18 protein-coding genes are annotated in these 26,260 nt (G+C 41.9%); 15 read left to right on the plus strand and 3 right to left on the minus strand.

From position 1 onward, the window contains the following. Window positions 1–4: 4 nt before the first annotated feature. The 8 genes from AB6T38_RS02650 to AB6T38_RS02685 are packed head-to-tail and all read left to right on the plus strand — an operon-like array spanning window position 5 to window position 16,217. On the plus strand, window positions 5–1,849 hold the full coding sequence (locus AB6T38_RS02650) for a hypothetical protein (protein ID WP_372545789.1): 1,845 nt from the start codon (window positions 5–7) through the stop codon (window positions 1,847–1,849). Then, window positions 1,846–2,247: a GPW/gp25 family protein gene (locus AB6T38_RS02655; RefSeq protein WP_372545791.1), complete on the plus strand. Its 402-nt coding sequence runs from the start codon at window positions 1,846–1,848 to the stop codon at window positions 2,245–2,247. Before AB6T38_RS02650 ends, AB6T38_RS02655 begins: the two co-directional genes overlap by 4 nt. A 6-nt stretch (window positions 2,248–2,253) precedes the next feature. Then, window positions 2,254–4,443 (plus strand): putative baseplate assembly protein, encoded by a 2,190-nt coding sequence (locus AB6T38_RS02660; RefSeq protein WP_372545792.1) that lies wholly within the window; start codon window positions 2,254–2,256, stop codon window positions 4,441–4,443. Then, window positions 4,443–6,713 carry a phage tail protein gene (locus AB6T38_RS02665; protein ID WP_372545793.1) on the plus strand — a complete coding sequence of 757 codons (2,271 nt, stop codon included), beginning with the start codon at window positions 4,443–4,445 and terminating at the stop codon, window positions 6,711–6,713. Before AB6T38_RS02660 ends, AB6T38_RS02665 begins: the two co-directional genes overlap by 1 nt. Next, window positions 6,713–8,299 (plus strand): hypothetical protein, encoded by a 1,587-nt coding sequence (locus AB6T38_RS02670; protein ID WP_372545794.1) that lies wholly within the window; start codon window positions 6,713–6,715, stop codon window positions 8,297–8,299. The genes AB6T38_RS02665 and AB6T38_RS02670 overlap by 1 nt, the downstream gene beginning before the upstream one ends. Next, complete coding sequence (locus tag AB6T38_RS02675; RefSeq protein WP_372545795.1) at window positions 8,292–10,382, plus strand: ATP-binding protein; 2,091 nt, start codon at window positions 8,292–8,294, stop codon at window positions 10,380–10,382. The genes AB6T38_RS02670 and AB6T38_RS02675 overlap by 8 nt, the downstream gene beginning before the upstream one ends. A gap of 19 nt (window positions 10,383–10,401) precedes the next feature. Then, window positions 10,402–11,817, plus strand: a complete 1,416-nt coding sequence (locus AB6T38_RS02680) for a hypothetical protein (protein WP_372545797.1) — start codon at window positions 10,402–10,404, stop codon at window positions 11,815–11,817. Continuing rightward, complete coding sequence (locus AB6T38_RS02685) at window positions 11,814–16,217, plus strand: hypothetical protein (RefSeq protein WP_372545798.1); 4,404 nt, start codon at window positions 11,814–11,816, stop codon at window positions 16,215–16,217. The genes AB6T38_RS02680 and AB6T38_RS02685 overlap by 4 nt, the downstream gene beginning before the upstream one ends. 209 nt (window positions 16,218–16,426) lie before the next feature. On the opposite strand, the gene AB6T38_RS02690 is transcribed toward AB6T38_RS02685, so the two are convergent. Further along, window positions 16,427–17,332 carry a cation diffusion facilitator family transporter gene (locus tag AB6T38_RS02690; protein ID WP_372545800.1) on the minus strand — a complete coding sequence of 302 codons (906 nt, stop codon included), beginning with the start codon at window positions 17,330–17,332 and terminating at the stop codon, window positions 16,427–16,429. Between the two features lie 16 nt (window positions 17,333–17,348). Beyond that, window positions 17,349–17,729, minus strand: coding sequence for a DUF3703 domain-containing protein (locus AB6T38_RS02695; protein WP_372545801.1), 381 nt, complete (start codon window positions 17,727–17,729; stop codon window positions 17,349–17,351). 83 nt (window positions 17,730–17,812) lie between these two features. On the opposite strand from AB6T38_RS02695, the gene AB6T38_RS02700 reads away from it, so the two are divergent. Together AB6T38_RS02700 and AB6T38_RS02705 are read left to right on the plus strand one after the other, a co-directional pair. After that, window positions 17,813–18,202 carry a Cd(II)/Pb(II)-responsive transcriptional regulator gene (locus AB6T38_RS02700; RefSeq protein ID WP_372545802.1) on the plus strand — a complete coding sequence of 130 codons (390 nt, stop codon included), beginning with the start codon at window positions 17,813–17,815 and terminating at the stop codon, window positions 18,200–18,202. A gap of 61 nt (window positions 18,203–18,263) precedes the next feature. Then, window positions 18,264–18,602 (plus strand): P-II family nitrogen regulator, encoded by a 339-nt coding sequence (locus AB6T38_RS02705; RefSeq protein WP_348489577.1) that lies wholly within the window; start codon window positions 18,264–18,266, stop codon window positions 18,600–18,602. A gap of 160 nt (window positions 18,603–18,762) precedes the next feature. Here AB6T38_RS02705 and AB6T38_RS02710 read toward each other — a convergent pair whose 3' ends face one another. Further along, window positions 18,763–19,272 (minus strand): lactoylglutathione lyase family protein, encoded by a 510-nt coding sequence (locus AB6T38_RS02710; RefSeq protein ID WP_372545803.1) that lies wholly within the window; start codon window positions 19,270–19,272, stop codon window positions 18,763–18,765. A gap of 113 nt (window positions 19,273–19,385) precedes the next feature. On the opposite strand from AB6T38_RS02710, the gene AB6T38_RS02715 reads away from it, so the two are divergent. The 5 genes from AB6T38_RS02715 to AB6T38_RS02735 all read left to right on the plus strand — a co-directional run bounded on the left by AB6T38_RS02715 (window position 19,386) and on the right by AB6T38_RS02735 (window position 26,152). Next, a complete protein-coding gene (locus AB6T38_RS02715) occupies window positions 19,386–20,279 on the plus strand; it encodes a LysR family transcriptional regulator (RefSeq protein ID WP_372545804.1) in 894 nt (297 codons plus the stop codon). 446 nt (window positions 20,280–20,725) lie between these two features. Beyond that, window positions 20,726–21,073, plus strand: coding sequence for a rhodanese-like domain-containing protein (locus AB6T38_RS02720; RefSeq protein ID WP_348489572.1), 348 nt, complete (start codon window positions 20,726–20,728; stop codon window positions 21,071–21,073). A 244-nt stretch (window positions 21,074–21,317) separates the two neighbouring features. After that, on the plus strand, window positions 21,318–21,662 hold the full coding sequence (locus tag AB6T38_RS02725; RefSeq protein ID WP_372545805.1) for a hypothetical protein: 345 nt from the start codon (window positions 21,318–21,320) through the stop codon (window positions 21,660–21,662). Between the two features lie 1,248 nt (window positions 21,663–22,910). After that, on the plus strand, window positions 22,911–25,253 hold the full coding sequence (locus tag AB6T38_RS02730; RefSeq protein WP_372545807.1) for a hypothetical protein: 2,343 nt from the start codon (window positions 22,911–22,913) through the stop codon (window positions 25,251–25,253). 11 nt (window positions 25,254–25,264) lie between these two features. Beyond that, entirely contained in the window at window positions 25,265–26,152 is an 888-nt protein-coding gene (locus tag AB6T38_RS02735) for an NUDIX domain-containing protein (RefSeq protein ID WP_372545808.1), read from the plus strand. Window positions 26,153–26,260 lie beyond the last annotated feature (108 nt).

Here is a 26,260-nt window from a genome sequence, read left to right on the forward strand (position 1 = left end):
AGTTATGCTAGATACAGCAGAACATCCTTGGAAATTGGTTGCTCCTTGGTATCGCCCTTCATCGTTGGGTGGGTATGCCCCTAGCAACACGGCGATAAACCGTTTTTCTGCGCCAATTATCCAAAAATATGCCGATGCTAATTTTGCCAATAACCTTGTGGATGAACCTCAGCATTCCCTGCGTTTTAACGGTGAAGACTTTGTTCAACCTTTGGCTACAGATCCCAATAAAGTTATCACCCCCATTGAGCACGCTCAATCACAGTCGCCATTGAAGTTATATTTAGATACCCATAGTCGTTTTTATGTAGTGATGTGCGAATTACATTGTGATGTGGCTGGGTTTCCCCAAGTCAGCCGTGACAAAGTGTGTGAGGCAGGATTTGTGGTGCGCCGTCGTGTGCCCGTTATTACGCCAGAGCTAAAAGGCAAAGTGAATACCTTATTGAGTCAACGCAGCCAACTCCAAAATGATCTCAATAAAATTAATATACAAGGGAAAACCGAAGAATTAAATGAGAGCAGGGTTGCGCAGAGTGTAAGTGGCTTTATACAAGCTAAGAGTGCGCGACTATTCTCAGGTTTACAGTCTGGTACAACCCAAAACCTGACTCAAAAACTGCAAGATATATCTGCCCAGCTAAATCAGATGACCGCAACAGGTGATATTAAGGTTGAACTCCAAGGGTGGACGCCCAGCGATCTTAAAGGCGTGGGAAATTGGCAGGCGATAGAGGAAACCCCTGAGCAATTAACTGAGCAGGTGATCCCCTTGTATCCACTTATCGCTGATCCCACTAAACCTGAACATTCTGCCCATGGACGAACCCTTTGGTTTGGGGTTATCCCCACCAGTTTAGGGGATGTAGATGGCAATAATAATCCTAGATTTGATGACTCTGATCTATATGAAATTCGATGTTTTGTGCGTCGTCACCATAACCAGTTTCCAGCCAAGACTAACCAAAGTGATTGTTGTGGTGATCTAATTTGGAGCAAAGCTACAGAAGGTTATCAAATTGCCGCCCATTTTGACCTAGATGGAACCAGTCATCGGCCTGTCAATATCAAACTCCCTGACTTACCCGCAATTCGAGAGCAGGTGAACAATGCCCCTGCTGGACGAGGCGCAAATGCGCGCATTATTGCGCCGCCAGAATCTTCCCTAAACTTTGCTACTGATAATATGGATATGCCCCAAGGGGGGGAGCCACTGACTCGGGCGGGTCAGCAAATCTGTTTCTTTTCGATTTTTCTTTTTTTCATTGTTGCCATGTTCCTATTTCGATTGTTTTTACCGATTTTACTATTCATTTTTAATTTATGGTTTTTGCTAAAACTAAAATTCTGTATACCACCGTCTTTCCAATTTGATGCTGGCTTAGTAGGCGAGTTGGATTTTGATGGCTCTTTTGGTGTCGATTTTAACGCTTCAATTGATGCTCACGTGCAACTTATGGCGGATTTTAGCGCTGATTTAGCCGTGCAACTGGCTATTTTGGGACCTGATATCGAGGCTAAGATTTCACAGCCCGGTTTCTCGATTACGGTGAATAAAGACAAAGATAACCAAAAAATCTATACCGAAGCGTCGAAAATTAAGGCGGATTTGGCGCTAATGATCGCCAACGGCATTAATGCCTCCGATGACATGCGATCCGATATGAAAAGTGGCGGCGATAGTCCAGGTTTAAGCAGTCTTACCTTAAATGAATTGGCTGGTATTTTTATTGCGATGCAAACGGAATATGAAGAGGTAACACATCCTGAATTAGCAGGAGTACTGCCTACTCCAGAAAGTGGTTTAGTGTATTTCCAAAAAGTTGAATTCAGCAAGGAGGCTTCATGAGTCAGTCTTCACTACTAAAAGCTTTTCTTGGCAAAGGATGGGCATTTCCGGTTCAACCGAGTCAAGCAGATAAAACCATCGCCTATGTGGAAGGGGCAGAAAAAGTGAGGCAATCAATCTGGATGATATTACAAACAGAGCCTAAAGAACGAATCATGAGACCTAATTTTGGTTGCGGTTTACGACGTTACTTAATGCAACCAAATAATTCTGCAACGTGGGCAGGAATACAGCGGGACATTGAGCGCGCCTTAAGTCGTTGGGAGCCAAGAATAAAACTCGAAGAAGTCAAAGTGAATGGTGGTGAAGATCCCGCAGTGGCAATGATCAGCATTCGATATTCTCATGTTCAGGACGGAAGTCGTGAAAACCTTGTATTTCCCTTTTATCTGGAGTAGCTAAGGATGAGCCTCAATAAACCTATTTTAGATGATCGCTCCTATCAGCAAATACGTGATGAATTGATTGCACGTATTCCGGTTTACGCCCCAGAGTGGACGGATCATAACCCTAGCGATCCAGGTATTGCACTGATCGAATTGTTTTCTTATTTAACTGAAAACTTACTTTATCGGTTTAATCAAATACCCGATTCCACCAAAATGGAATTTTTGCGACTGCTGCAAATTCCCTTAAAAAGCGCTTATCCATCCACGGCCCTTTTGTCTTTTACCACAAAAGAATTGCAAGGTGTGGCCGCTAAACTCGCCAGCCAGGCTAGTGCGGGCGACGTCAAATTTACCACCTTGCAAGAAGTCCATGTGTTGCCAGTTAGTGCCCTTGGCGTGCTCAAGGTAATTGATCAAGTTCCTGATGAAGATAGTGAGGAAGGCATTTTCTATCAGCAGGCAGCGGCCAGCGTTGAAGCAAGTAAGACCCAAGCCTACCATGTTGAAACCATTTGGCAGGATGAACCCGGTGTTGCCAGAGACATGAATAGTGCCGTAGATGGCATTTTGTGGGTCGCGGTGCTTGCAGAAAAAGCGGCAGAAACCGAATTAGTAAAACAGCGTTTATTGCATCACCCCAATGGCCCACTTTTGCTTAATATTGGCTTTGTGCCAGAGATTCGTTTAGAAGACGATTTAGATCATCATAGCGCTGAGTTTGCCCAGCGTTTTCGGTGTCCAGGAGATGCTGCTCAAGCAAGTGGTAGCCCTGTCAGTTGGCAAATATCGACGGGGCGGATCAGTAATGATAATAAACCTATTTATTACCCATTACAGATAGAAGGCGACACCACCAACGGGTTAGAAAAAGAAGGCGTTGTTCGACTACAACTGCCTAACGACGAACAGCATATGTCGGACTATAAATTGGCCGATATCAACATGCAAGGGGTTGGAGGTTACCCACCGATTTTGGATGATGATACCCAGTCTAGGGTTATTTGCTGGCTGCGAGCCTTCCGCAACGATGACACTGTTATTGGTAAAATTACCTATGTAGGCGCCAATGCCACCATGGCGGAACAAGCGGTACAGGCAAAATCAGAGTTTATTGGCACCGGTAATGGTCAACCCAATCAAGTGTATAACTTGAATCATCAACAGGTATTGGCAAACTCAGTTCAGTTGCAGGTAGAAGAGCCTCAAGGTTGGACGGACTGGCAAGAAGTGGTAGGCTTTTATTCAAGCTCCGAAAGTGACCGCCACTTTATGCTTGATAAACAAGCTGGACAAGTTCGTTTTGGTACAGGCATTAATGGTGCAGTGGTGCAGATAGGCCAGCGGGTAAGGGTGATTCAATACCGATATGGTGGCGGTAGAGTCGGCAATGTCGCAGCCGAGGCGATTAACAAAGTGGCTGAGAATCCACTGGTCAAAGTTAGTAATCCACTCAATGCCTATGGTGGTACTGATGCTGAAACCCTAGAAGCGGCTTTAGAACGGATCCCCAGCGAATTACGCAGACGTAATCGCGCGGTGACAGGTTCTGATTTTCAAGAATTAGCATTGCAGTCCCCTGGGGCAGATCTAGCGCGTTCTGAGGTGTTACCTCGCTATCATCCGGAATTACCATTACAAGAATCTGCTGGTGTAGTCAGTGTGGTGGTATGGCCAAAAGAAGATAAGCACAATCCCAATGCGCCAGTGCCTAACAAAAATCAGCTTCGTAGCGTGTGCCAATATTTAGATGCTAGGCGTCTCATTACCACCGAATTATATGTTTTGCCTCCTAAGTACGTACCCGTGGCCATTGCGGTGGGCGTGAAAGTGAAAAATGGCTTTGGGATTGACGCGGTTCGCCATTGGGTAGAGTTGGCACTGCGACAGTTTCTTGCACCACTGCCACCTTATGGCCCTAGTGGACAAGGTTGGCCACTAGGGCGCCGAGTGCATGGTGCGGAATTAGAAGCTGCGGCTCATCAAGTGGAAGGCGTTGAATATTTAGAAGGTTTGCAATTGGTGGGGTGGGACGACGCTGGTAATGAAATTACCAATACGGTGAATTTGCAAAAAAATGAAGTCCCCGAGTTAATTGGCATCACCGTTGAAAACGGTGCAGTGACACTCAGTCCCGGCGAGATGATTAGCCCCGCTGAAACCGATGGTGTCGCAGTGCCAGTCCCAGTGATTAAGGATGTGTGCTGATGTCTCAATTTGCGATGATTGCAGGTGTTGATCAATGGATGCGTGTTGCCCACGACAATACCAGTGTGGATATCCAGCAACAAAGCGTGCAACTGGCGTGGGAACATCAAGCAATGCTCGACTCCCATGCTTTTTCTGCCCAACCCGCAGGTTTAATCTTTGATCCTTGGTGTCGCCTGTATCACGCTATTCCCGAAGACAATCGCATAGACAAATTATTGTGGTCGGAAAAACGTCAAGCTAGTCGGGCTAAGTCTCTATTTCGCACATTGCAACAAAACTATGGTGAATTTGTAGGGCAACAGCAGCAATCTGATTTAAGCACGCCTGTGGGACTTGTAGTGGATCGCAAAGGTCGCTTGTTTATCGCAGATAGCGGCAATCAGCGGATCTTAATTTTTGATCTTATCGACAATAAGTTGTTACGCAGTCTTTATTTAGATGGCACGCCCAGTGTCTTGGCCGGTGATGGTCAACAGGTTTATGCGGTTGTCTCTACTTACCATCCAGCTAGTGCAACTACCGCAGTTGCACCAGCAAACCGTCTGTTTCAATTAAGTGCCACCGCTGAAGCGGTGGAGGTTGATGTTCAGTTTCCCGAGGATATCCCCAGTGTCGTGATCTCTAGTGTCACAATAGGCGCAGATGGACGGGTGTTTGTGTTAGTGGGAGGGGGCACAGAAACGGCGGCCATTTGGGCAATTGATGGTGAAAATGTATTAATTGATGTCCCTTATGCCAATGATATTTTGGCCACCGATGATAATACCATTGTTGTGGCGGGCGCACCTGATGCTGATTTTCAGCGCTTTAGAGTAACGCCCAATAGTGTTGCCCGATTACCTCACCTGCAAGGGCCTTATTACGACGGCCGGGGCATCGCGCTAGATCCCTTTGGCAAAGTCGTTTATTGGTCAGAAAAAGGCTTAATGTATGCAACTGTCGCCAAAATTCAGTATGCCAATCAAGGTCGTTTAGTCTGCTTCAGACTTGATAATAATGAAATGCAGCGCCACTGGGGCAGGGTATTTATTGATGCCTGTTTACCAGTAGGTACTTTTGTGAAATTAGGTTATATCGTCAGTGATGAACAGCTAAATGGGCCGCAATTAGCGGCGTCTGCACCGCAAAATATTGGTGAATATGAGTTAAATCGTCCTGATCTTACACCGCCATTACCTTCACTTTTAGCCGTTGAAGAGGTGTTGGTGAGTCAAAAATTACATCGGCGTAGCCAAAACCGCGAACTACCTTGGTCTTTCACCGATGAGCCTTGGCGTACCTATGAAGCGCCCGTCAACGCCCCAGCTGGTCGCTATCTTTGGTTGGTCATTGACCTCTTTGGAAAGTCCCATGCGTCACCTAAACTGAAAAATATTCGAGTGGAATACCCAGCCAAAGATCTCTTGCGGCGTTTACCCCGAGTGTTCTCTGTTCAAGGCGCAGCCAGTGAGTTTTTAGATCGATATTTAACTCTGTTAAACAGTAATTTTGACGAACTTGAACAACGTTCAGATGAACGTCATCGTTTGCTCGATCCCTTGTCTACGCCTATTGCTGCGCTTCCGTGGCTCAGCAGTTTATTGGGAATGGAGCTTGATAACCGATGGCCAGAGGTCGCCCAACGGCAGATTGTTAAAGAGGCCATGTGGTTGTTTAAATATCGAGGCACTGTGGCAGGATTAAAACGTTTTATCGAAATTTATTTACAGCGAAATATCACTATTATTGAGCATTTTCAGGTCCGTGGGTTAGGCGGTGCCTTTGTAGGCGAAGATGATGCTTTAGCGGCCAACTCTATTCTCGGCGCGGGCTTTCGTATTGGCGGGAAATTAGGTGAAACAGAGGCAACTAGGATCGCCACTGAAAAGAACCCTGTCAGTGGTGAGCAAAATTTAACTGACGCAGAAATTCAAGGGAGTAGTAATCAAGTAGCGGTGTCTTATTTAGATGCTATTTCACTCCATGCACACAAATTCAGCGTCATAGTGCCAGTAGTTTTAGATGAACAAAGCCGTGCTGTAGTCGAGCATATTCTAAAGATCCATCGGCCTGCCCATACGGTGTTTGATTTGTGCTCAGTGGATTCAGGTATGCGCATTGGCACTGGTTTGTATTTAGGCATGTCTTCGGTGGTTGGCCAAAGCTCGGGCTTTGGTCAATTGCAAATCGGTAAATCCGTTCTGGCTACCACAGATGTATTGGGACAAGCGAAATCTGGAACTATCGTTGGCAATAGTCAAGTGGGTTTTGACTCGAGGGTAGGGTGATGGATATTCAAATTAATCAGGTTTTACGCCGTTATCAGCTAACTGAATCGCAACGTAATTATAAAGCGAGGTTGGATTATCTCACTGAACAGTTATTCCGTGAATACATCGATTTGGCCTTGGCCCGTTATGGGTATGCAGAAAAAGATATTGTGTGTATTCAAAACTGGTATTTACCCATTGAATTTGACCATAACAAAACCGATGTGGAAATCTTTCAAGATTGGCTAGTCGAGCTGGAAACTTCCTTGCAGACGTTAGCTGCGAACGCGGATCCTAAGCAATGGTTACATTACCACTCAGAGGTTGATGCTCTTAAATCCGTTGCCATTGACTTGGCAATGCAGCGTTTAGGCAACGTGTGGGCGTGGCAGCAGATGGGAATTGTTGCTAATACTAGTGTCAATTTAGGCGAGGCTAAAGCGGCTTGGCTTGCATATCTAATCAGGCAGCCGTCTTTACTCAAAGGGGTGGTGTTTGGATTGGCTGTGGAAGGGCGACTTAACCTTTTAATCGAACAACGGGTTATTGAACTTGTAGACAGCAACAGCTTGATGGATGGGTTGTTAGAGTTTAGCCCTAACTGGGTAGACATAGTGGAGCATATTAACCGTCACTATGGACCTCATTTTACCGAGTTAGCGATGACTCTGGGCCGCCACCTAAGGTCACAACTTGCACCTCAGCACTGGGCATTCACGGTGTTGCCTCAGTGGCTTAAACACTATTTACAGATTAAACCCGATACCTTTCGCTCCGTTGGAGAGCTGAATCAACACCTAGGTGAAAAAGTAAAACAGATAGCGAAATGGCAGTTAAATGATATTAAATGTTTGGTATTTTTGCGGTTATTGTGCACACATTCAAATAATGGCTATGCTCAAATCGTTGCTAATAATCAAGCCCTAAGCAACTATATTTGTGATTTGCTTGAAGAGCTTATCGCAGCTTTAGATCTACTTTCAGATTCTGCAATTTCAGCAGCTAAACAACAAAATAATCCGCAAACTGCTACACAGCAAAATGCGCCCCCTAAGGTGAAATTAAATCACAGGGAACCCCTTTCCATTTTGAACCCAGAAAATGAAGATTTATTGAGCGATTTTGCGGGTTTGCTCTATGTGTTAAACATTCTTAAACAGCCCGAATGGCAACAAAATTTAGCGGTTTTATTAGATAAACCCTACCCAGTTATAGAGCAACTAAACCTACTAGGGCAATACCTATTACCCCAAGGAACACTCGATCCAGCGATGAAAGTTTTCAGTGGGGAGTTATTCGCGGTTGAGCCAGTTCAAAGAAACGAAGGCCTTATTATTGGCGCAGATCATACTGCCTACCAAAGGTTTGCCGAGGAAATCAAAGGGGCTTTATTTGTGGGTTTAGGGCAACCGCAGAACAGCAACGAGACTAAGGTATTTGAGCACCTATGTCAGCGCAAAGGGCGAATTGAGTATCAGGGCGGCTGGGTGAATATTGTGTTTGAAATGGAGGACATTGATACACAAATTCGCGGGGCAGGATTAGATTTGGATCCTGATTATGTACCATGGTTAGGTTACGTAGTGAAGTTCTATTATGAATGATTCTTTGCATTATTTAAGCGGTGCTGCAGCAGGTTCAATTCCAGAACAGGCTACTTCTGAGCAAACATTAGACCCTTGTGCTCAGCGGTTAAATGAGTGTAGAGGTCCTGTGCTTAAACAGGTGGCGGAGCTCAGCCATCAGTTATTTCAGTTACTAGAGGCTACTTTTAGCAAAGATGATCCTTATATTCAGTCTGGTCTGGATTTTCTGCACAATTATTTACAGTCCATCAATGATGATTTGCCTGCCCAGCAAGGCATTAACGGAACTAACATCAATGACGTGGCAGAAGATAGACTTAGCTCGCAAGCTAGCCCTTTAGCTCGTCTGGTTTCTGGTTTGAAGCTTTCTTCCATTGAAATACAAATGTTAGTGTTAGCTGGCATGGCACAGGAACATGAAGGTTTCGCAAACCTGTTTTGTCATTTGCACCCCCAGCAGCAACCTTATCCAACCCCAGCCTTGCTAGCCAAATTAGTCTGTCATCAACCTTCCCAACGACAATCCCTGTGCGCTAGCTTAAATGAGTCGGTTTTGTTCAAGCTTGGTTTGTTGGAATTGTCAGAAAAATCACCGATTTTTACCCGTTCGATTATCCTCGATGCCGTTACTTGGCATGCTTTGAATACGGGGAGATCTAGTGTTTTATTATCGCACTCTGTGTCTGTGCAAAGTTGTTTCCACGGTTTATCCAAGTGGTTAAAAACCCCGTTTGTGGAAGACGCAAAACAATGTATTGGTCAATCTTATAGCTCATATATTCTGATTCAAAACAGCGATAATTTGCTGAGTTTAAATCGTGCATTAGCACTGCTAAATGAAACTAAGCGTCAATCTGCGGTAGTGCGGCTTAACGAAACCTTTAGCCTGCAAGAATTTAAACAATTAGCGTGTGACTGTCTGTTCAGTGCTGCCATCCCTATATTGGTCTGTGATTTTAAACAAAATGCGGCCCCATTGGATCTCAACTTATTTAATGGTTTTTGTCCCTGCGTGATTATATGCACTAGCAACACTATCAATATCATCGAATCTGGGCGGATCAAAGTTGATCTTCCTGCACAACGCCTTGACCACAGTGAACTTTTGCTGATGTGGCAGGCATTACTGCCTGAGTTTCACTCTGATGCTGGACAACTTGCCGCTTGGTTTCCCTTAGATCCCTATCAAGCAATGCAGCGGGTCAACAGTTGGCAAGCGTTACATAAACATAGCCAAAAGACGCACAGCCTGAAGGAGCTGAGTCACGCATTCAAACAGTATTCCGGTGCGGTGTTGCCCCAAGGAATTAAACGGGTTACTCCCAGTGTGGGCTGGTCAGATTTAGTTTTACCCCAGAGTAAATTACAACAGCTTAAAGATGCAATTGGTCGTTTAAAGCTGCAATACAAGGTGTTAGATGAATGGCAGTTTTTGCGTAACCGCCGAGGTGCAAAAGGCGTCAGGTTGCTTTTCTCTGGTGTGCCAGGCACCGGAAAAACCCTATCGGCAGAGGTATTAGCCAATGAGCTTCAGGTTGATTTGCTGATTGTGGATTTAGCCGCTGTGGTCTCTAAATGGGTGGGAGAAACAGAAAAAAACTTAGCAAAAGTATTTAGTTACGCCGAGCAATCTCAGTCGGTTTTATTGTTCGACGAAGCAGATGCCATTTTTGGCCGACGAACAGAGGTCAATGACTCCCATGACCGTTACGCGAATCTTGAAACCGCGTATTTGTTAACTCGCTTAGAAGCCTATGACGGCATGACAATTTTAGCCACCAATTATAGAAACAACATCGACGTGGCCTTTATTCGTCGACTTGATTTTATTGTTGATTTTCGTGAACCCAATGTGACCGACAGGGAACATTTATGGCGCTGTCATGTTCCGCAAACCGCGCCTTTGCATACAGATGTGAATTTTACTCAATTGGCCACGTTGTTTCCGTTGGTCGGTGGAGAAATTAGAAATGCTGCCGTTGCGGCTGCTTTTTATGCAGCGCAACAGCAACAAGATATACACCAAGACCACTTCATTATGGCTATTCGAAAAGAGTTTGAAAAAACCGGTAAGGCCTTCAGAGAAGTGAACCCATCATAAGGATTATTGGAGAAATATTGTGAGCGCAGAAGCATTAGTGAATCAAACGTCAGACACTGCTGGCTTATCTAACCAAATGCTGCCAGTGGATCCATTTCGATCTCTGTATGTGCATTTTGGCATGCTCCTAGGGGTCGACGATTTTCAAACGTTAGATGCCTATCATCGAGGAAAAATTTGGTATCACAACGCCTGGTTACACGGGCAGGGCGTAGTTTGGGGGCTTGATGTGAGTTTGCCGCAAATGGAAAGTGAAGAAACTGAGCAGGTGGTTTTTCTCGGTGAAGTGAAAGTCACACCTGGATTAGCCATGGATGCAGTTGGCCGAGAGTTACTGCTAGAGCAAGCGGCTTGTTTAAATCTAGCCGCTTGGTATGAAGCCAATCAAGATGACGTGGCATTGCAACAAGTTATCACCCATGATGAAGAAACTGGTGACGTGATATTCGACGCCCATGTGACTTTGGAGTTTCATAGTTGTTTAGCTCGACAAGTACCAGCACTGAGTGAAAGTTGTGACGCCAGTAGTACGTCAACGGCGTATTCTCGCGTGGTTGAAACCGTTAAAGTGTATTTGACGGCTGGTGAATATCAGGTGCCACAGGTGAGCCAATATCATCGTTTAAATTTGTTATTTGGTTTGGTTGAAGCCAGAGAAGATGACGACGGCAAAGTACTAGATAGTGACACCGACGTATTGCACGCCAAAGCGCAAATACTGGCCGCAGATGATAGCAATAAAGCGTCACTATGCCATAAATGGTTTACCCAATTCGCGGTGTTAGATGGAATGGATATCACGCCACAAGGCAGCTTAGATAACAGCCAATTTGGCAGTTTTCCACAACAACCGCCTTGCAAGGTACTGTTAGCCAACTTACACGGTATTAGATTACATAAACAGCAACAAAGTTGGCAACTTGTTGATGGCACAGTGGACCCCTTTGTGCGGCCGTACCTTTTGCCTACCTCCACCATTCAATCGTTATTGAGTGGCGGCTGTTATTCACCGCAAGACTTAGAAGCTAACCTTCCTGATGTACCCGAAAATGATGCCGGGGGGCCACGTATTGATGCACAAAGTGTGGCGATGCAAGGCACTGAGCTTATCAATATGAAAGTAGTAGGGACACCGTTAATGAAAGCCAGTGTGGACGCAAAAGGCATCAGTGTGACCGCTTTTGATAGCCGAGATGGTTGGGTGCATTGTGTTATCAAAGGGGTAAATTACAACAGCGCAGAGAATCGTCTACAGATTGAGTTGCGAGATGCTCCAGCGGGTGTGTTAGTCAGGTTAATTGTAAAAGGCACAGGGGAAACACCTATTTTAGGTCGCAACCGTATTCCTTTGGCTGGTGGTACGGACAGCCCTGCGGGTTCAGCTTTTCAGGGCAATGATTTTATCTACATGTTTAAAACAAGGAGTGGATCATGAGCAGTCTTAAAACTTCCAATGTGACTACTAAAATATCGAGTAATTCCACTAGTCAAGGTAACACCAGCGGACATACCGTTATTGATAGTGCCAGTTCACTCACTCGCTTAAATTATTTTGATGGTAAGTTTTTACGAGCGCCTGATCTGCAACTTGAGCAAGGGGCATTGTTGAATCAAATTCGATTATCTAACCAAGCCTCTGGTGGTGGAATCGTCAATGGTTTTGATTGCAGTCTAACCTCTGGTCAGACAATAGCCATTAGTGCTGGGCTTGGTTACGACTGGCAAGGTCGAGCCTTGGTTTTAGGCCAAAATATTGAAGTGAAGTTGAGCCAATTATTAGCTGAACAAAACAATACATCCATGGCAAAGACATCTTTGGAAATAGAAAAAGCCTCAGAGCTGAAAGATAGTCAATTTAAAACCTGTGAATTACGTTCATCAGACACAGGCTCTAACAATGTTCTGGCTAATCAAGAGTTGTATTTGCTTGTTGTATATCATTTGGAAGCCTACTGTGGTGAAGAAGACGTTTACGGTAAATTATGCTCAGAAGCGTGCGTCAGCAGTACACAACGAACTCACATCGTTGAGGGATTAAGTATACGTGCAGTGCCATTGACCTTAACTGAAGCGCTGAAAGATTCCAGCCAAGTGACCTTAACCCAAAAACATCTTCGTTCACGGACGGTGAGTGCCTATTTTGAGCAAGAAAAAAATGCAATTTCGTCGCTGATAAGCCAACAAGGGGTAAATGCTGCAACCTGGTGTTTAGGAGCAGAAGCGCTGACAGGCGAGGGGATCGCCATTGGTATGTTATCTAAAATTGGTGAAACAGTGGTGTTCTTAGATGCGTGGGGGGCGCGCCGCGAACGCATTGTTCCTCCCCCTCAGCAATATTGGGCTGCACGAATGGGAATGCGAAATTGGCAAATTTATTTGGCACAAATTTTACAGTTTCAATGTCAGTTACGAGATTGCTTAGGCAGCTTTGATCCACAAAATCCGCCAGTTACTAATGATCCTTGCGCTGAAGAAAAAACCTTGATCAAAAGTGCAGCAGCCGACATGCAGCAATTATTGACCTATTACACCAATGTGTCTGCAAAGCTTACTCAGATTGAGAGACTGCCAGGAGCGGGTGAAGTGCCAGGAGCGGGTGAAATGCAAATAGCCAGTGACGTGCAAATAGCGACTGAAATGCAGTTTTCCAGTAGAGAGTCACAAGCCAGTATCATTCCGAAAGCCAGTATTGCCCCTGAGAGAGATAACGTATCTCAATTCAATATGGCTGCCATAGATGTGCAAGGGTTGCAGGCCAGCATCGATAGATTGAAAGCCGTTGGAAGCAGTTCAGTGAGCCAACAATTGTTGGTCGATTGCGGCATCGTCGAATTACCCAGTGCAGGGTATTTACCGGTAGTAGCAGATTCTTCTTTATCGATTAATCAACAAGTGCGTCAATTAATGGGTAAAGGCGTTGATTTGCGCTTTTGTGCCGTGCGCGCTGACTTTGTTCATCATGCACTTGAAGAATCACAGCATATGCAACGCATCTGTTTGTTATCCGGTTTGGATAACCCCGAAAATTTACAAGAAGTGGATATATTGGTTCCCGAAGGGCAAATTAATCGCTCTGAACCTGCACAAGTTCAACCTGCTTTCCAAGGGCATATCTATTCATCTGACACTATCCTAAACATGATGCTGCATTTAGTCGAGGACGGCTTTAAAGACTCACTGGATAAAAATAGTATTCGCGATGAAATGGTCATGCGTTCGGCATCATTTAACTCAAGTGCAAATATAACAGAGGTCAATTTCTCTAAGGGAAACCTAGACTTTGGTAAAGATATGAGCGGCGCAGCTAGAGCCGAAAATCAAGACGGTAAACTGGGCTTTTATTTAGCAACTGAAAACTCTGCGTCTACTGTAGTCGATGGTCAAAAAATAAAAACAGACATTAATTTATGGGGACAGATGCAATCTGATAAAAATGTCTTCTCCCTAAACCCAGGTGCAAGATCACAAGTGTCGGCCCGTTTTATTTTGGAAACGAGTTTAGTGTATGCAGGCAAGGATCGGGATATTACCCTTGATACCATTGTTGAGTTGAATATCACTGGGCAGGTGATTATTGAAAATGTGACTCAGCGTGACCAAACCAGAAGGCTAACCGGACGTTTTGTGGGCGACAGTATTTTGCAGTACACCACTACCCATAACGGCGTTCCTAAAAATCAAGTATCAAGCGCTCGTCTCAACGACGACATTGTTCTTAGTCGAGAAGTGACCAATAAAGGCGCAAATATTGCTATTCATATTCCCAGTCCGTCACTGTTTGGAAACTCTGAATTAGTTGAAATGACATATACGCAAACGTGGAATGAGGCTGGCGAATGTGAAGTAGAAGGGCAACTCAGTACCCTTGTTGAGGGAAAACCTAACCAAGTTAACTTTTTGTCGGCAAGGTTTGTACCGGATGACAAGGTGCTCACCCCAGGTAACCCTTTTTATAACCAATCCTTAGTGGCACTAAATCAAATAGCAGGTGCTCTTGATAACCCTGGGTTTGTGGAAAGCGCTAGCCATCTTTTATTTCCGCCGCCAGTTAAGGTACCCAATGAATTGTTTGTTAAAGGGCAATACCCTTGGGTTTTATTTCATCGAAGACGAACCAAAGTCTGTGAAGGTGACTCGGTTCCAGAGGTCGTGCAGGAAACTAGACAATATCAAATCTACCTAGTCGAAGTCCCTGAAGATGCTAATACCGAAAAGTTACTCGCGGCAATAGATAGCGCCTTTGAAACAACGGTAAGCCAAGCTTCGTCTGTGGTTGAAGTCAACTTTTCCGCTAGCTCTGCGGTGATCAATAGTGCTCACAAAACACTGCAAGAAGCGTGGAAAACGCTGTTGACCAGTCAATCGCAAACCATAGTTGCCGCTATTGCAAGTACAGGTGATGCAGTTAACGAAGGTAATGCGCTTGCTATTTCTCGGGTTAACAGTACTAACGCCGTGCTTGATGACGTGAGCAACTTTGTGACTAATATGCCGATAGTTGTGAAACAAACATTGCCTGCGTCTCTGCAAGGCTCGCAGCGTGATGGTGCTATTGTGTATTTTGTAAAACAAGCTCAGCAACAAGTGGAAACTGATTGCCACCAGGTTTATCACGTTGTTACGTCCAATCCCGAAAGTGTTTTAGATAGAATTAACGGTGTTGTTGCTAAGTATCAACCAGGCTCAAATATCACCTTAGATACAGTATTTGATTTTGATAATGCGAGAGCTTTGGGGGTGAACCCTCTGTTTAAAAAAGGTACGGGTGAATTCGCGTCACAACAGCAACAGACTAATTTAAAAGCCGTTTGGCAGGAAGCTGGAAATTACGTTATTACCCGTGCAGGAGCTATGCATCCTAAAGAGGATGCTAATAATGCTCAGATTACCCGTGCTCAAACCAATAGTATTATTAATACTTTAGGCATCGCCAGCGACAATCCTGACGACAATATGGACACCTTACTTATACCTCAGGGCATGTTTACCCAGTGCCCAAAAGCCTCAGTTTTAGTCAGTGCTACGCAGTGTCATCAAGTGTATCTAGTGACACCTTCGTTCTTTGATATAGAAATCATTCCCGGTCAACAAGTGAATGAAGCGCAAAGGGCGGCATTAGATGTCATTCTTATTGATTTTGATAGTAAGCTGGGAGGTAACCGAGTGACATACTATGATCTTAATTCGTTGCAATTTTATTGGGACACCTCGAAGTTTGAGGCAAGTTCTCAACAATTGTTTAGTAACAACTGGCAGTCACATTTAAGCTCAAACATCGCGTTGCAGGAGCTCCTTAGTGATGCCAGCAAAGTTTCATATTTTTCTAGCATTAAACCTAGTGTGGATGAAAATGGAGATTTACAGCATAAACCTAACGAGGCAAGCGCGAAACGGCAAAATGAAGCTATCGCTGAGTTGCTTAACATCAGTAATGATTCAGTTCACTTTACACAGGCCAGTGAACGAGCCTCATTTCCAAGCAATTGCCCAGTGATCACCTTCGTTATCCTCACACCAAGTAAAATTATTAACGAGGTGCCTGGGAATTTGGCTCGAATAGTGCGGTTTGATGAAAGTAACGAGGTGATTCGTGATGCCGAGTTTGAAAAGGAAATAAAAAGTTTACAGGATGCTTCTACGCAAATTAAAAGTATTGAACTGATCAGCGTGGATGAGTCTGATACATCGGTTAAAACCGCTGATGTTCAAGGGCGGGCGTTGAAAAAAGTTCTGCAAGACGCTGGGTTAGCAACACGTACAGCTAAAGTTAATGCGCGAATTCCAACCCCAGTAGAAAAGAACATCAACAAAAAAGTGTTTTTAGGGCTCACTTAGTCAATATTAGGTGAATAAACAAGCCAGTCCATTGTTTAATCAAAATCATATTGATGTTGCCGATGCGATAATTAATGGCGAAGGAGAAGACTTTGATGCTGAATGAAGTGTTTAGCTGACGGCGTACTAATGAGCGATATTAATTATCGCGATTACAAACCCTAACTTGCTAATTTGGATTTGTAATTGCAGGTTAAAAACATTAATCACTAAGTATCACGACAGCTTTCATCTGCAAATTCAAACTCAATGGTGGTATGAGCAAGATTGAGAGGGGCCAATTGTGTATTTAGGTCTGCTTTTATTTCTTTCATCAATGGAATACCAATTTGTTCATTTAACACCAAATGAGCGGTCATTACATGTTGCTCGCCATCCAATGACCAAATGTGTAGATGGTGAACATCGTTTACGCTATCAGGAGATAGCAGTATGTTTTTTACTTGCTCCCGCGCTTCATTGTCTGGTGTCCCTTGTAAAAAAAGCCTTAAGGTGATTTTTAAGTTTTTCACAACATTGAAAAGAATAAATAGGGTAAATGCGATGGATAATATGGGATCCAATATGGGCCAAGGTTTAAACATGAGTACAACAGATACAATCAATACCGCTACCCAACCCAGCACATCTTCTATCAAATGCCAATTCAACACCCGTTCATTTAACGTGTCGCCGTCACTCAATTTATAGGCGGCATAACCGTTGACTAAAATACCAAATATAGCCAAGGCAAACATGCCTTGTGTTTCTGGCATTTCAGGGCTACTCAGCCTAGGGATCGCTTCAAACATAATCCACACTGAGCCGACAATGAGTATTAAACTATTGATAAGGGCACCTAATAAAGAAAAGCGTTTGAAGCCATAACTGAATGCTTGATTGGCCTCTTTTTCGCCTAGTTTATTTAACCCCCAAGCGGTCCCGATCGCTAAGCTATCACCTAAATCGTGCACCGCATCTGCCATTATCGCGGTGCTGTTAGTTAACCAGCCTCCAATAAACTCAATAATAGTAAAAGTGACATTTAAAAAGAATGCCCAGCCAATTCTATTGGACGCCGAGTGCTGATGGGCATGAGAGTGCGAATGACCGTGGTGATGAGTGTGTTTACCCATGACGAGATATTACTTCCTATTGTTTTATTTGTTGCTTAATTTTTTGCTCTATAACATCAATTATTTTTTGGTTGTGTGCAGAAATCGGCATAGGTTTGAATGGGCTGACATTGGTACCTCCGGTATTTCCCGTTGGTATCCACCCGATCCATGTTTTAGTTAACGCTCCTACTAGCCGAAAAATTTGACCGCTCATTTCTTTTATATTCCATTGAATATAACCATGTTTTAGCATTAAGTAATGAACTAGACAATGTAAGTAGGTAGATTTTTGAGCAATTACATGGGCGTCTTCCAAATACCGGAATGCTTGTTGTTGATCTCCACCTTTTATGGCCTGTTGCGCTAACGCAATTTTGTTTTCAACAAAGGGTTTTGCATATTCAGTGTAGTACATTGCAAGTGACTTCCATATTGATGACTGATGGATACAAGTGTAAAGTCTATATCTACTATAGAGTCAAGTTTTCGATGGTGGAAATGAAAATAGGTTTGCTGGCTAACAAATCGGACTGTTCTGTACAAACTATCCGCTTTTATGAAAAACAAGGTTTGCTTAAACAACCTATGCGCAACGCAAGCAATTATCGTGAGTATGACGATGGTGCATTAAAACAGCTAACCTTTATTCGTCAATGTCGTTCGTTAGGTATCTCCATAAATGAAATTAAACAATTGATCGTTTTACGAGAACAACCAGACAAAAGCTGTGAATCAGTTAATCAGATGGTCAAACAGCATATTAAAGAAGTCTCTAAACGTCTTGATGAGTTAACTCATTTGCAAACTGTTTTAACCGATATCGCCGCTTCTTGTTCTGCTGGACATTCTATTGGTGAATGCGGTGTATTAAAAAAACTTGATATATAAATGGGTAGAAATCATATACCATTTTTAAATCTGAACCTTTGCTTACGAATTGGGAAACTGAATGAAAAAGATAGAAGCGATTATTAAACCGTTTAAAATTGATGAAGTAAGAGCCGCGTTAACAGATGTCGGTGTCACTGGCCTGACGGTTACAGAGGTTAAGGGGTATGGCAGACAAAAAGGTCATAAAGAGACCTACCGCGGTGCAGAATACAATGTCGATTTTTTACCTAAAGTGAAAATAGAATTGGTAGTAACTGATTCAGAAGTTGAACGTTGCATCGAAGCCATAATGGAAGTTGCTGCAACGGGTAAAATTGGCGATGGTAAGATTTTTGTAACCTCAGTAGCACAAGCCATTCGTATTCGCACTGGCGAAGAGAATGATGAGGCCCTGTAAACCTTCTTAAGGCGTTTGGGTGAGTATTCAGTTAACTGAAAAGTCATGATCACAAAACAGCTCTCAAATGTGGTTATTTTAAACAAAACGGCAACAAAAATGGTTGCCGTTTTGTTAGTTTGCAAGACGCTATTAAGAGATTACCCCCCAGCGTTTATACCTAGTTATATGCGCCGCTAGAGTAAATAAGTTCATAGCTGTGGCTGTATATTTCTAGGATATTGCCAAAAGGGTCTTCCATGTAGATCATTCGGTAGGGTTTTTCTCCAGGATAATAATAACGAGGCTCTGGCATGCGTTTTTTGCCGCCGGCTGCAACAATTTGTTCTGCCAATCCCTCTACATCTGGATCTTGAACACAAAAGTGAAAAACACCCGTTTTCCAGTATTCAAAGTTGTTATCTGGGTTTTGTTGTCCATTAAATTGAAAAATCTCCACTCCCACGCGATCAGCCGTCGATAAATGGGCAATTTTGAAGCTCTGCCAGCCTTTACCAAATACATCTGTACACATTTCACCGATAGGGCTTGTGTCTTCTAGTATTTCAGTTGGTTCCATAATCAAATACCACCCTAAAGTTTTGGTATAAAATTCAACGGCTTTTTCAAGATCTGGTACAGAAATTCCAATGTGAGAGAAAGAACGAGGATATTGTTTGTTAGGTATCATTTTGATGACTCCATTTTATGACTTGGTCGTCAGGTTTAATATGGAATCTATAGTACAAAGGAATTTTTATTGTGATAAATTATCAAATATTATTATTTTGATAACATTAATTTATGATGTTAAATCCTGTTTGGTTAAATACGTTTAAAACCTTAATTGAAAATCGGCACTTTACGCGTACTGCCGAGATCTTACATATGACTCAACCAGGCGTGAGTCAACACATTCAAAAATTAGAAGAAGCCTGCGGTTACGATTTAATTAGAAGGCAAAAAAAATCCTTTGATGTAACGCTTCAAGGGGAATTGTTATACAACTATATTTTAGCCACACAACAACAAGAGTCCGCGTTTTTCGAGACCTTAGGCGCGAACGATAAAACCTCAGGTAAATGTGCGTTATCTTGTTCTGGCTCTTTAGCGACCTTACTTTATTCTGGCTTTATTGAGTTGCAAACTAAATATGAAAATTTAGTAATACACTTAGAAGCGGCACCGAATAATCGGATTCTAGAGCAAATTAGTAATGGCCAAACGGATTTAGGTATTGTTACCCAAAAACCCGACCCGTTACTTTTTTCAAGTGAAATCATAGGTCGAGAAGAGTTGGTTCTGGTTTTTCCCTCGTCTAAATCACTAAACTTAGACAACCTCGCTGCTGAGATTATGCAACTAGGGTTAATTCGCCATCCAGATATTGACCATTATTTACGTTTGTATCTTGCCCACTGTGAAGAAACGGTTTTGACCTACTTAGATGTACGCAAGATAAAAACCAAAGGTTACGTGAACCAGATACATCAGATTTTGTTGCCGGTTTCCCAGGGGTTGGGCTTTACCGTTTTGCCTCGCAGCACAGTAAATAACTTTGAATTAGCCAAGCAATTGAAAATACTAGACATTGATAGTGTTGTGGCGGAAACCTTATATCTAATTAAAAAGCGCAATCGCCATATGCCCGCACGGTTTGAGATGATTAAAGCTCACATTAAAAAAGCACTTAATTGATTGTCACGAGGTTAGGCTATTTTATCTATTTTTGGTGATTCAAGTGGCCACAATTAAAGCGGCTGCTTAAATACAGTTTTAACAACCGCATGTAAAAAAATTCACATTTCTACTCCTCACTTTGACTAGGATCAATACCAGAACCTTGGAAAGTGCTTTAATCACAATTAGGTATTAATATGTAAGAAGAGTAAAGGCATGGCTTTCGAATTAATCAAAAAGGCTTTAGGCTGGTAAGTCAGAAAATGATTGATAAACTCAAACGGGATCAAAAGCAGCAAATTTTTATCGGCAAGATGTAAAAGGTTACCCTGAGGCCACGGAAATAATCAAAAATCATCGTGGATTTGATACAGTAAACGTCATATATCAATATTTTAACTCATCAAATATGGCTATTTGTTCGCCAATTTAACCAAAGGTGAAAAGTCTTAAAAGGAGAAATAATGCTTAAAACGATTCCAACGTTGTTGCAAGAAGCGCGACAAAATGTTCGAACTATAAGTGCTGAAGAAGCGAATGCTGAAAAACAACAAAATAACGGCATCATTATCGATGTAAGAGAGCCTGCAGAGTTTGAAGCGGGGTCCGCTAGCGGCGCAATAAATGTCCCTAGAGGGCTTTTAGAAGTCAAAATGCTAGAGCTTGAAAAAGATCCCAAGCGTCCAATTTATTTGCATTGCGCATCTTCACTGCGCGCAGCTCTAGGCGCAGAGCAACTGGCCAGAGTCGGTTATGAAAACGTCAGCGTAATTACTTGTTCCATGGATGAAATTAAAAAACAGTGTTGCTAAGTACTCTCTGCCCATTAACAAAACTAAGTATGAGTATCCATCTGTTAAATCATTAATGAGCTGGTGCGGCCATCGTCCCGGCTCTTTTGGAGCATGTAGCAAAAAGTTATCGTATCGTTAAATACTCAATACTCAATACTCAATACTCAATACTCAATACTCAATGTAGGGTGTTGATAAAGAAACTATGGTTCTAAGCACAACCATATGAAATTGTGTATCTCAGAAGTTCTAAATACTGTCTATGTCGGAACTATACTATGATCCAGTTATCGGGTGTTTTTATCGTATTGATCCGGTTGGTTATACTGCATCAAATCCAGTTATGTTCTTCAATTGCTATTTGCATGTGAACAATAATCCTTATAAGTATACTTATCCTGACGGGGTCAAGAGTGCAGCATTAATTACTGTCGATCGTGTGGTGGTAACAGATAACGCCTTAAATACTTCATTTAAGGTTGCAGATTCTATTGTTAGTAATGCTCAAACCTCAACAGTAAACAACGTTATAAGCGGAGTAACTAACAATTCAAAGCTAGGTCAGATTGCAGAAATTGGTGTTAATCCTTACACAGAAATATCCTAAGCTTTAGAAGATAAAAATGAACAAAGTTAACCGAGTAATACATTAAAGTTAGTTCTGAGCTATTCAATCTTTCTAACTTTAACACTCGCATTAGATGCTTTAATTTATGAGATACGGACGGAAGTGTTCTCACGTTATAGATATAGTTTGTCTATGATCGCAATCATTTTGGCTTTTGCTATCCCTGCATTGCCATTTGATATAAAAAAGCAAAAGAAGGATAATCGGATGTGCAATCATATAGGCGTATGCTATGAAGACATTCTCCTTAAACCAGAAAATGAACAAGTTAAATTTTAATTTAATTTGAATCTAAAGCCTCGCCCTCGCGGGCTTTGTTTTTGTTCTCAATCGCTCAAAATCCAAGGAACTGATTTTTGAATTACAGACTGTCTAGTGAAAGCAGGGAAGTCCAGTCAATAATTAAACAAATATTCCAAATAGTGCTTTTTTATTGTTTTGTTTGGCACTTTTGTTGTTTTTGTGAAATTTAGGTAATGTCAAAGTGTTGTGGCAACTGATTAGCGAAATTTTGAAATAAATATAGTAAGGCGTGGGGATTGCGGTAGATGATATTGGAGCTACACCGAGAAAAGTTAAACGTTTTATCAATAGAGCTCGGTTTTTAGCAATGAGAAGTAAGAACTCTGACCAAGAGCTAAAGGAAGAATAAATAATAACATTGGCTGCACTTCATGGAATTGATTTCAAAACACCAAACGAAATTATAAATAATCTCAATTCTACGTGCCGACCTGAGCAAATATCTGAAGTTAACGAAAATATAATGAAATATTGCTCGGAAGACAGATTAGCCAATGTTGAATTTTTCAAACGCTGGTTTAAGGGTGTAGTATTGTGAACTTAGTTCACTTGTGGAAACTCGATATTGCGCTAGTAGGCATAGTCGTTTCCTGTTTGTATCAGGCTCGATACTAGGCTCCAGTATTAGATACTGTTTCCGTTTAATAGTGGAAAAAACAGAGTTTTATGCAGCGAAGTTGGTGTCGTTAAAGCTAAATAATCACAACTGCAGTTATCTAGAAAAATAATGTCAATATAGTTTGTCATTTGCGGAACTAACGAGTTGTTCTTTATGACCAGAAAAATTTTGTAAATGCTAAAAAATAAAGAAGGACTAGGAAAATTCGTAAAAATTCATTTAGTTTTCTAAAGCCGCGGGCACAAGCATCTTTTACTGACAGAGAACAACCACTTCTCTCGTTTAAGAATGCCATCTCTAGGTTAGTGGATGAAAACGATACCTCAGAAAGGCTTTTGCCGAATGTTCTTCAATTTTATGGTGTTGGAGGTGTTGGAAAGAGTCGTTTGTTAAAAGAGCTAAAAGATATTCTTCCGTCACTGCACAAAGACATAATTTGCTCAAAAATTGACTTTGATGATGATTCGATAAATGAGTCTTCTAGAGCATTGTTGAGATTGAGGAACTCGTTTGACAAGAAGGTTCAGTTTAAGTTGTTTGACTTTGCTTACGCTGTTTTCTTTGGAAAGAGAAATCCAGAATTTGAGTTTTCTGACCAAAAGCTTCCTTTGATAGAGGAAGCAGGTGTTCTTGGTAGCATTATTTCTGTTATGGACGGTCTAGGAATTGTTGGAGCTATCAGTGGAATTGTTGCCCAAACTCACAAGTATTCCAAGAAGCTTTTGTTAGATCAGGAAGCTAAATTAGCTCTACAGTCATTACAGAATATGAGTGAAAAAGAAATTGTAAGTGTATTACCAGAGTTTTTTAGCTTTGACCTCAATTCCTATTGTGAGAAAAAATCTTCTAAAGCGGTACTTTTCTTCGACACGTATGAAGCACTTTGGTATGGCTATTCTGGCGAAAAACATGCATTCACAAGAGATAGTTGGGTAAGGCAATTGGCAAATTCAAGTCAATATATTTTGATCGTGATTGCTGGCAGAGAAAAATTAAGGTGGCAAGAGTACAACAATGAATGGGAAAGTGCGATAGATACTCATTTGCTAAATAATTTGTCAAAAGAAGACGTTGTCAGGTTTCTTAATTCCGCTGGTATTAAGGATAAAGAGCTTGTAGAAAAAATAGCTTCAGTTTCTGGTGGACACCCATACTATCTAGATTTGTGTCTGGACATTTTGGCGCAGAATGGGGCTGTTGAAATAACGGAATGGCCAGATTCTAAACGAGAGCTTTTTGACCGCTTTTCAAAGAGCTTGAGTTCGAATGAATTAGCATTATTAAAAAGATTAGCTCCTTTATCCAGTTACGACGACAGATATACAAAATCCGCGGTAAGGCATTTCAACATTGCCCTTAATGACGATGAACTGCATGCTCATAGAAGATTCTCATTTGTAAAACTGCATGAGGATGGTAGTGCGACTTTACATGACTTAATGAGGAGGAGTCTATTATCACATACTCCTGATATTACACTAGTCGATATTAGGACATTTGCTTTTCGTCATTTCGAACAACGCCTTGCGGAGGTTACTTCTAGCAGTTTGGATCATGACGTAATAACACCTTTTAATATTTGTGTTAGACAGTTATCTGAACTCAAAGATAAGAAGTTTATTGTTGAATGGTTAAACTCTTCTGGGCTTGGGGCAGTTAAGATTCTTCAAAAGCGAGCCATTGCTAACAGTTTACTCAATGGGTTGAAATTGATTAAAGATTTTGTACCAAATGATCAGTGGCCTATAGAGGTTCAGGTTGCATTCGCAGATTTAATGCATCTGACGGGCGAGTATGTTGAGTCAGTGCGCTTACTCGATGATTTGATAAACTCTTCGGCAAATTTTGATTTGGACAATGATAAAATAGCTATGGCTAAGGTAAGAAAGCTGCATCATTCAATGATGTTCAAGTCTATTGATCTTGTATGGTCGGAATGCGAATTACTAGCCGAGAAAGGTTCATGCGACAACTATAAAGATGCTCATTGCGAATTACTCTTTTTAATCGGTGGAAATTTAGGAGCAACAAGAGGCATAAAACAAGATGCTATGCCTTGGTTAATTAAAGCACTCATAGCTTCATATAAAGTAAATAGCTTGGAACTTAGGCTTAGAATATATCGAAAAGTAAGCGATTTTCATCGATTGGAAAACCGCCTTGAAAAATCTAGATGTTATTTGGAAAAAGCTCTTTCTATATCTGAAAAGTTGCATACGAAGAGGTATACAAATTACATTGAATGTACATTAGCCGATCAGCTTAGGATGGAAAAATCTTATGGAGAGGCAATAGAAATGACCGAGAAAGTGCGGTTTAAATTTGCTTCCCAAAACTTAGATGGGTGGTTGGGGCATACATACTTAGTAGATGCTGCAACTTACATCGATTCTAAAGAACGAGATTTAGCTATAAATTCGCTGAATAAAGCCAATCGCTGTTATTTAAAAACAGACCAGTTATGGGGTAGGCTGCAAGTAGAGTTAATGAAAGTGAAGTTTTGCACAGTTTTTGATGAAGAGCTTGACGTTGACGGGCTTGCTTTATTCAAATCATTGACTGACGCTGGATATGTAAATGACGTTAAAAACCTGCAAAAGTTAAAGGAAGGAGATTATCATCCTAGTACTGCACTTGCGCTTCTTTAATAGGTGGAATAATGGGCTTTAAACGAATCAAAAATACTGCAATTGAAAACTGTTTAGAATCATTAGATCGTCAATACCTTTTGGGGAGGCTAGGAAGACCCCAAGAATTAGAACATATTGATGATGAAGATCTCGAGATTGGTATTTCTGACTACAAAAATGCAAGATATGAAGATGCACATTCCCATGTCAAAGCTAAAGAATATCAATACATTCTTAAAGGGATGACAGAATACAAAGATATAGATTCGGGGGAAGTGCATAGGTTTGTAGCAGGTGATTTTTATGTCATTTACCCAGAGACAAAATACCTTCAAAAAGTAAAACAGGAAACTCGGATTCTTTTCGTTAAATATCCTGCGGGTAACGACAAAGTTAATGAAACAGCTTCTCAATCTGATTTGGAATGGGCTACAAATCCTTTGAGGGTAAATAGAATAGATTCTAAAGGTGAAAACTTTGTAGCAAATTCATTGGTTCCAGCAACCGCAGCCGCTATTCTTGATGACAGATCTAGGTTGTTGCTGGTGCAACGACGAGATAGTGGTAATTGGGCCATGCCGGGTGGTACTATGGAGATGGATGAAAGCCTTGAAGGATGCATTGTCAGAGAAGTCAAGGAAGAGACTGGATTGAACATCAAATTGGAAGCCATAATTGGAACTTATACTGATCCAAATACGAAAATAGCATACTCAGATGGGGAAGTCAGAAGAGAGTTTTCGGTTCTTTTTTATGCTAGATCTAATGCCTCTAAAATTGTAATAGATGAAGAATCCACAAACTGGAAATGGGTGGAAATGGAACAGTTGGATTCCTATCCTATGGCCCCTTCGCAAAAGAAAAGGGTCAATGATGTAATAAGCTTTTTAAAGACAAAAACAATCAAGATTAGATAATTCGAATTGTCCATACCTCAAGCAACCGTTTCTCTTTTGCTAAACGATAGGTGTGAGTTATCAAATAGGTTGAATTTTGATTTGTTAGTGTCTCTATATATTACAAAC

The organism is Aliiglaciecola sp. SL4, from assembly GCF_041538045.1.
Taxonomy (GTDB): domain Bacteria; phylum Pseudomonadota; class Gammaproteobacteria; order Enterobacterales; family Alteromonadaceae; genus Aliiglaciecola.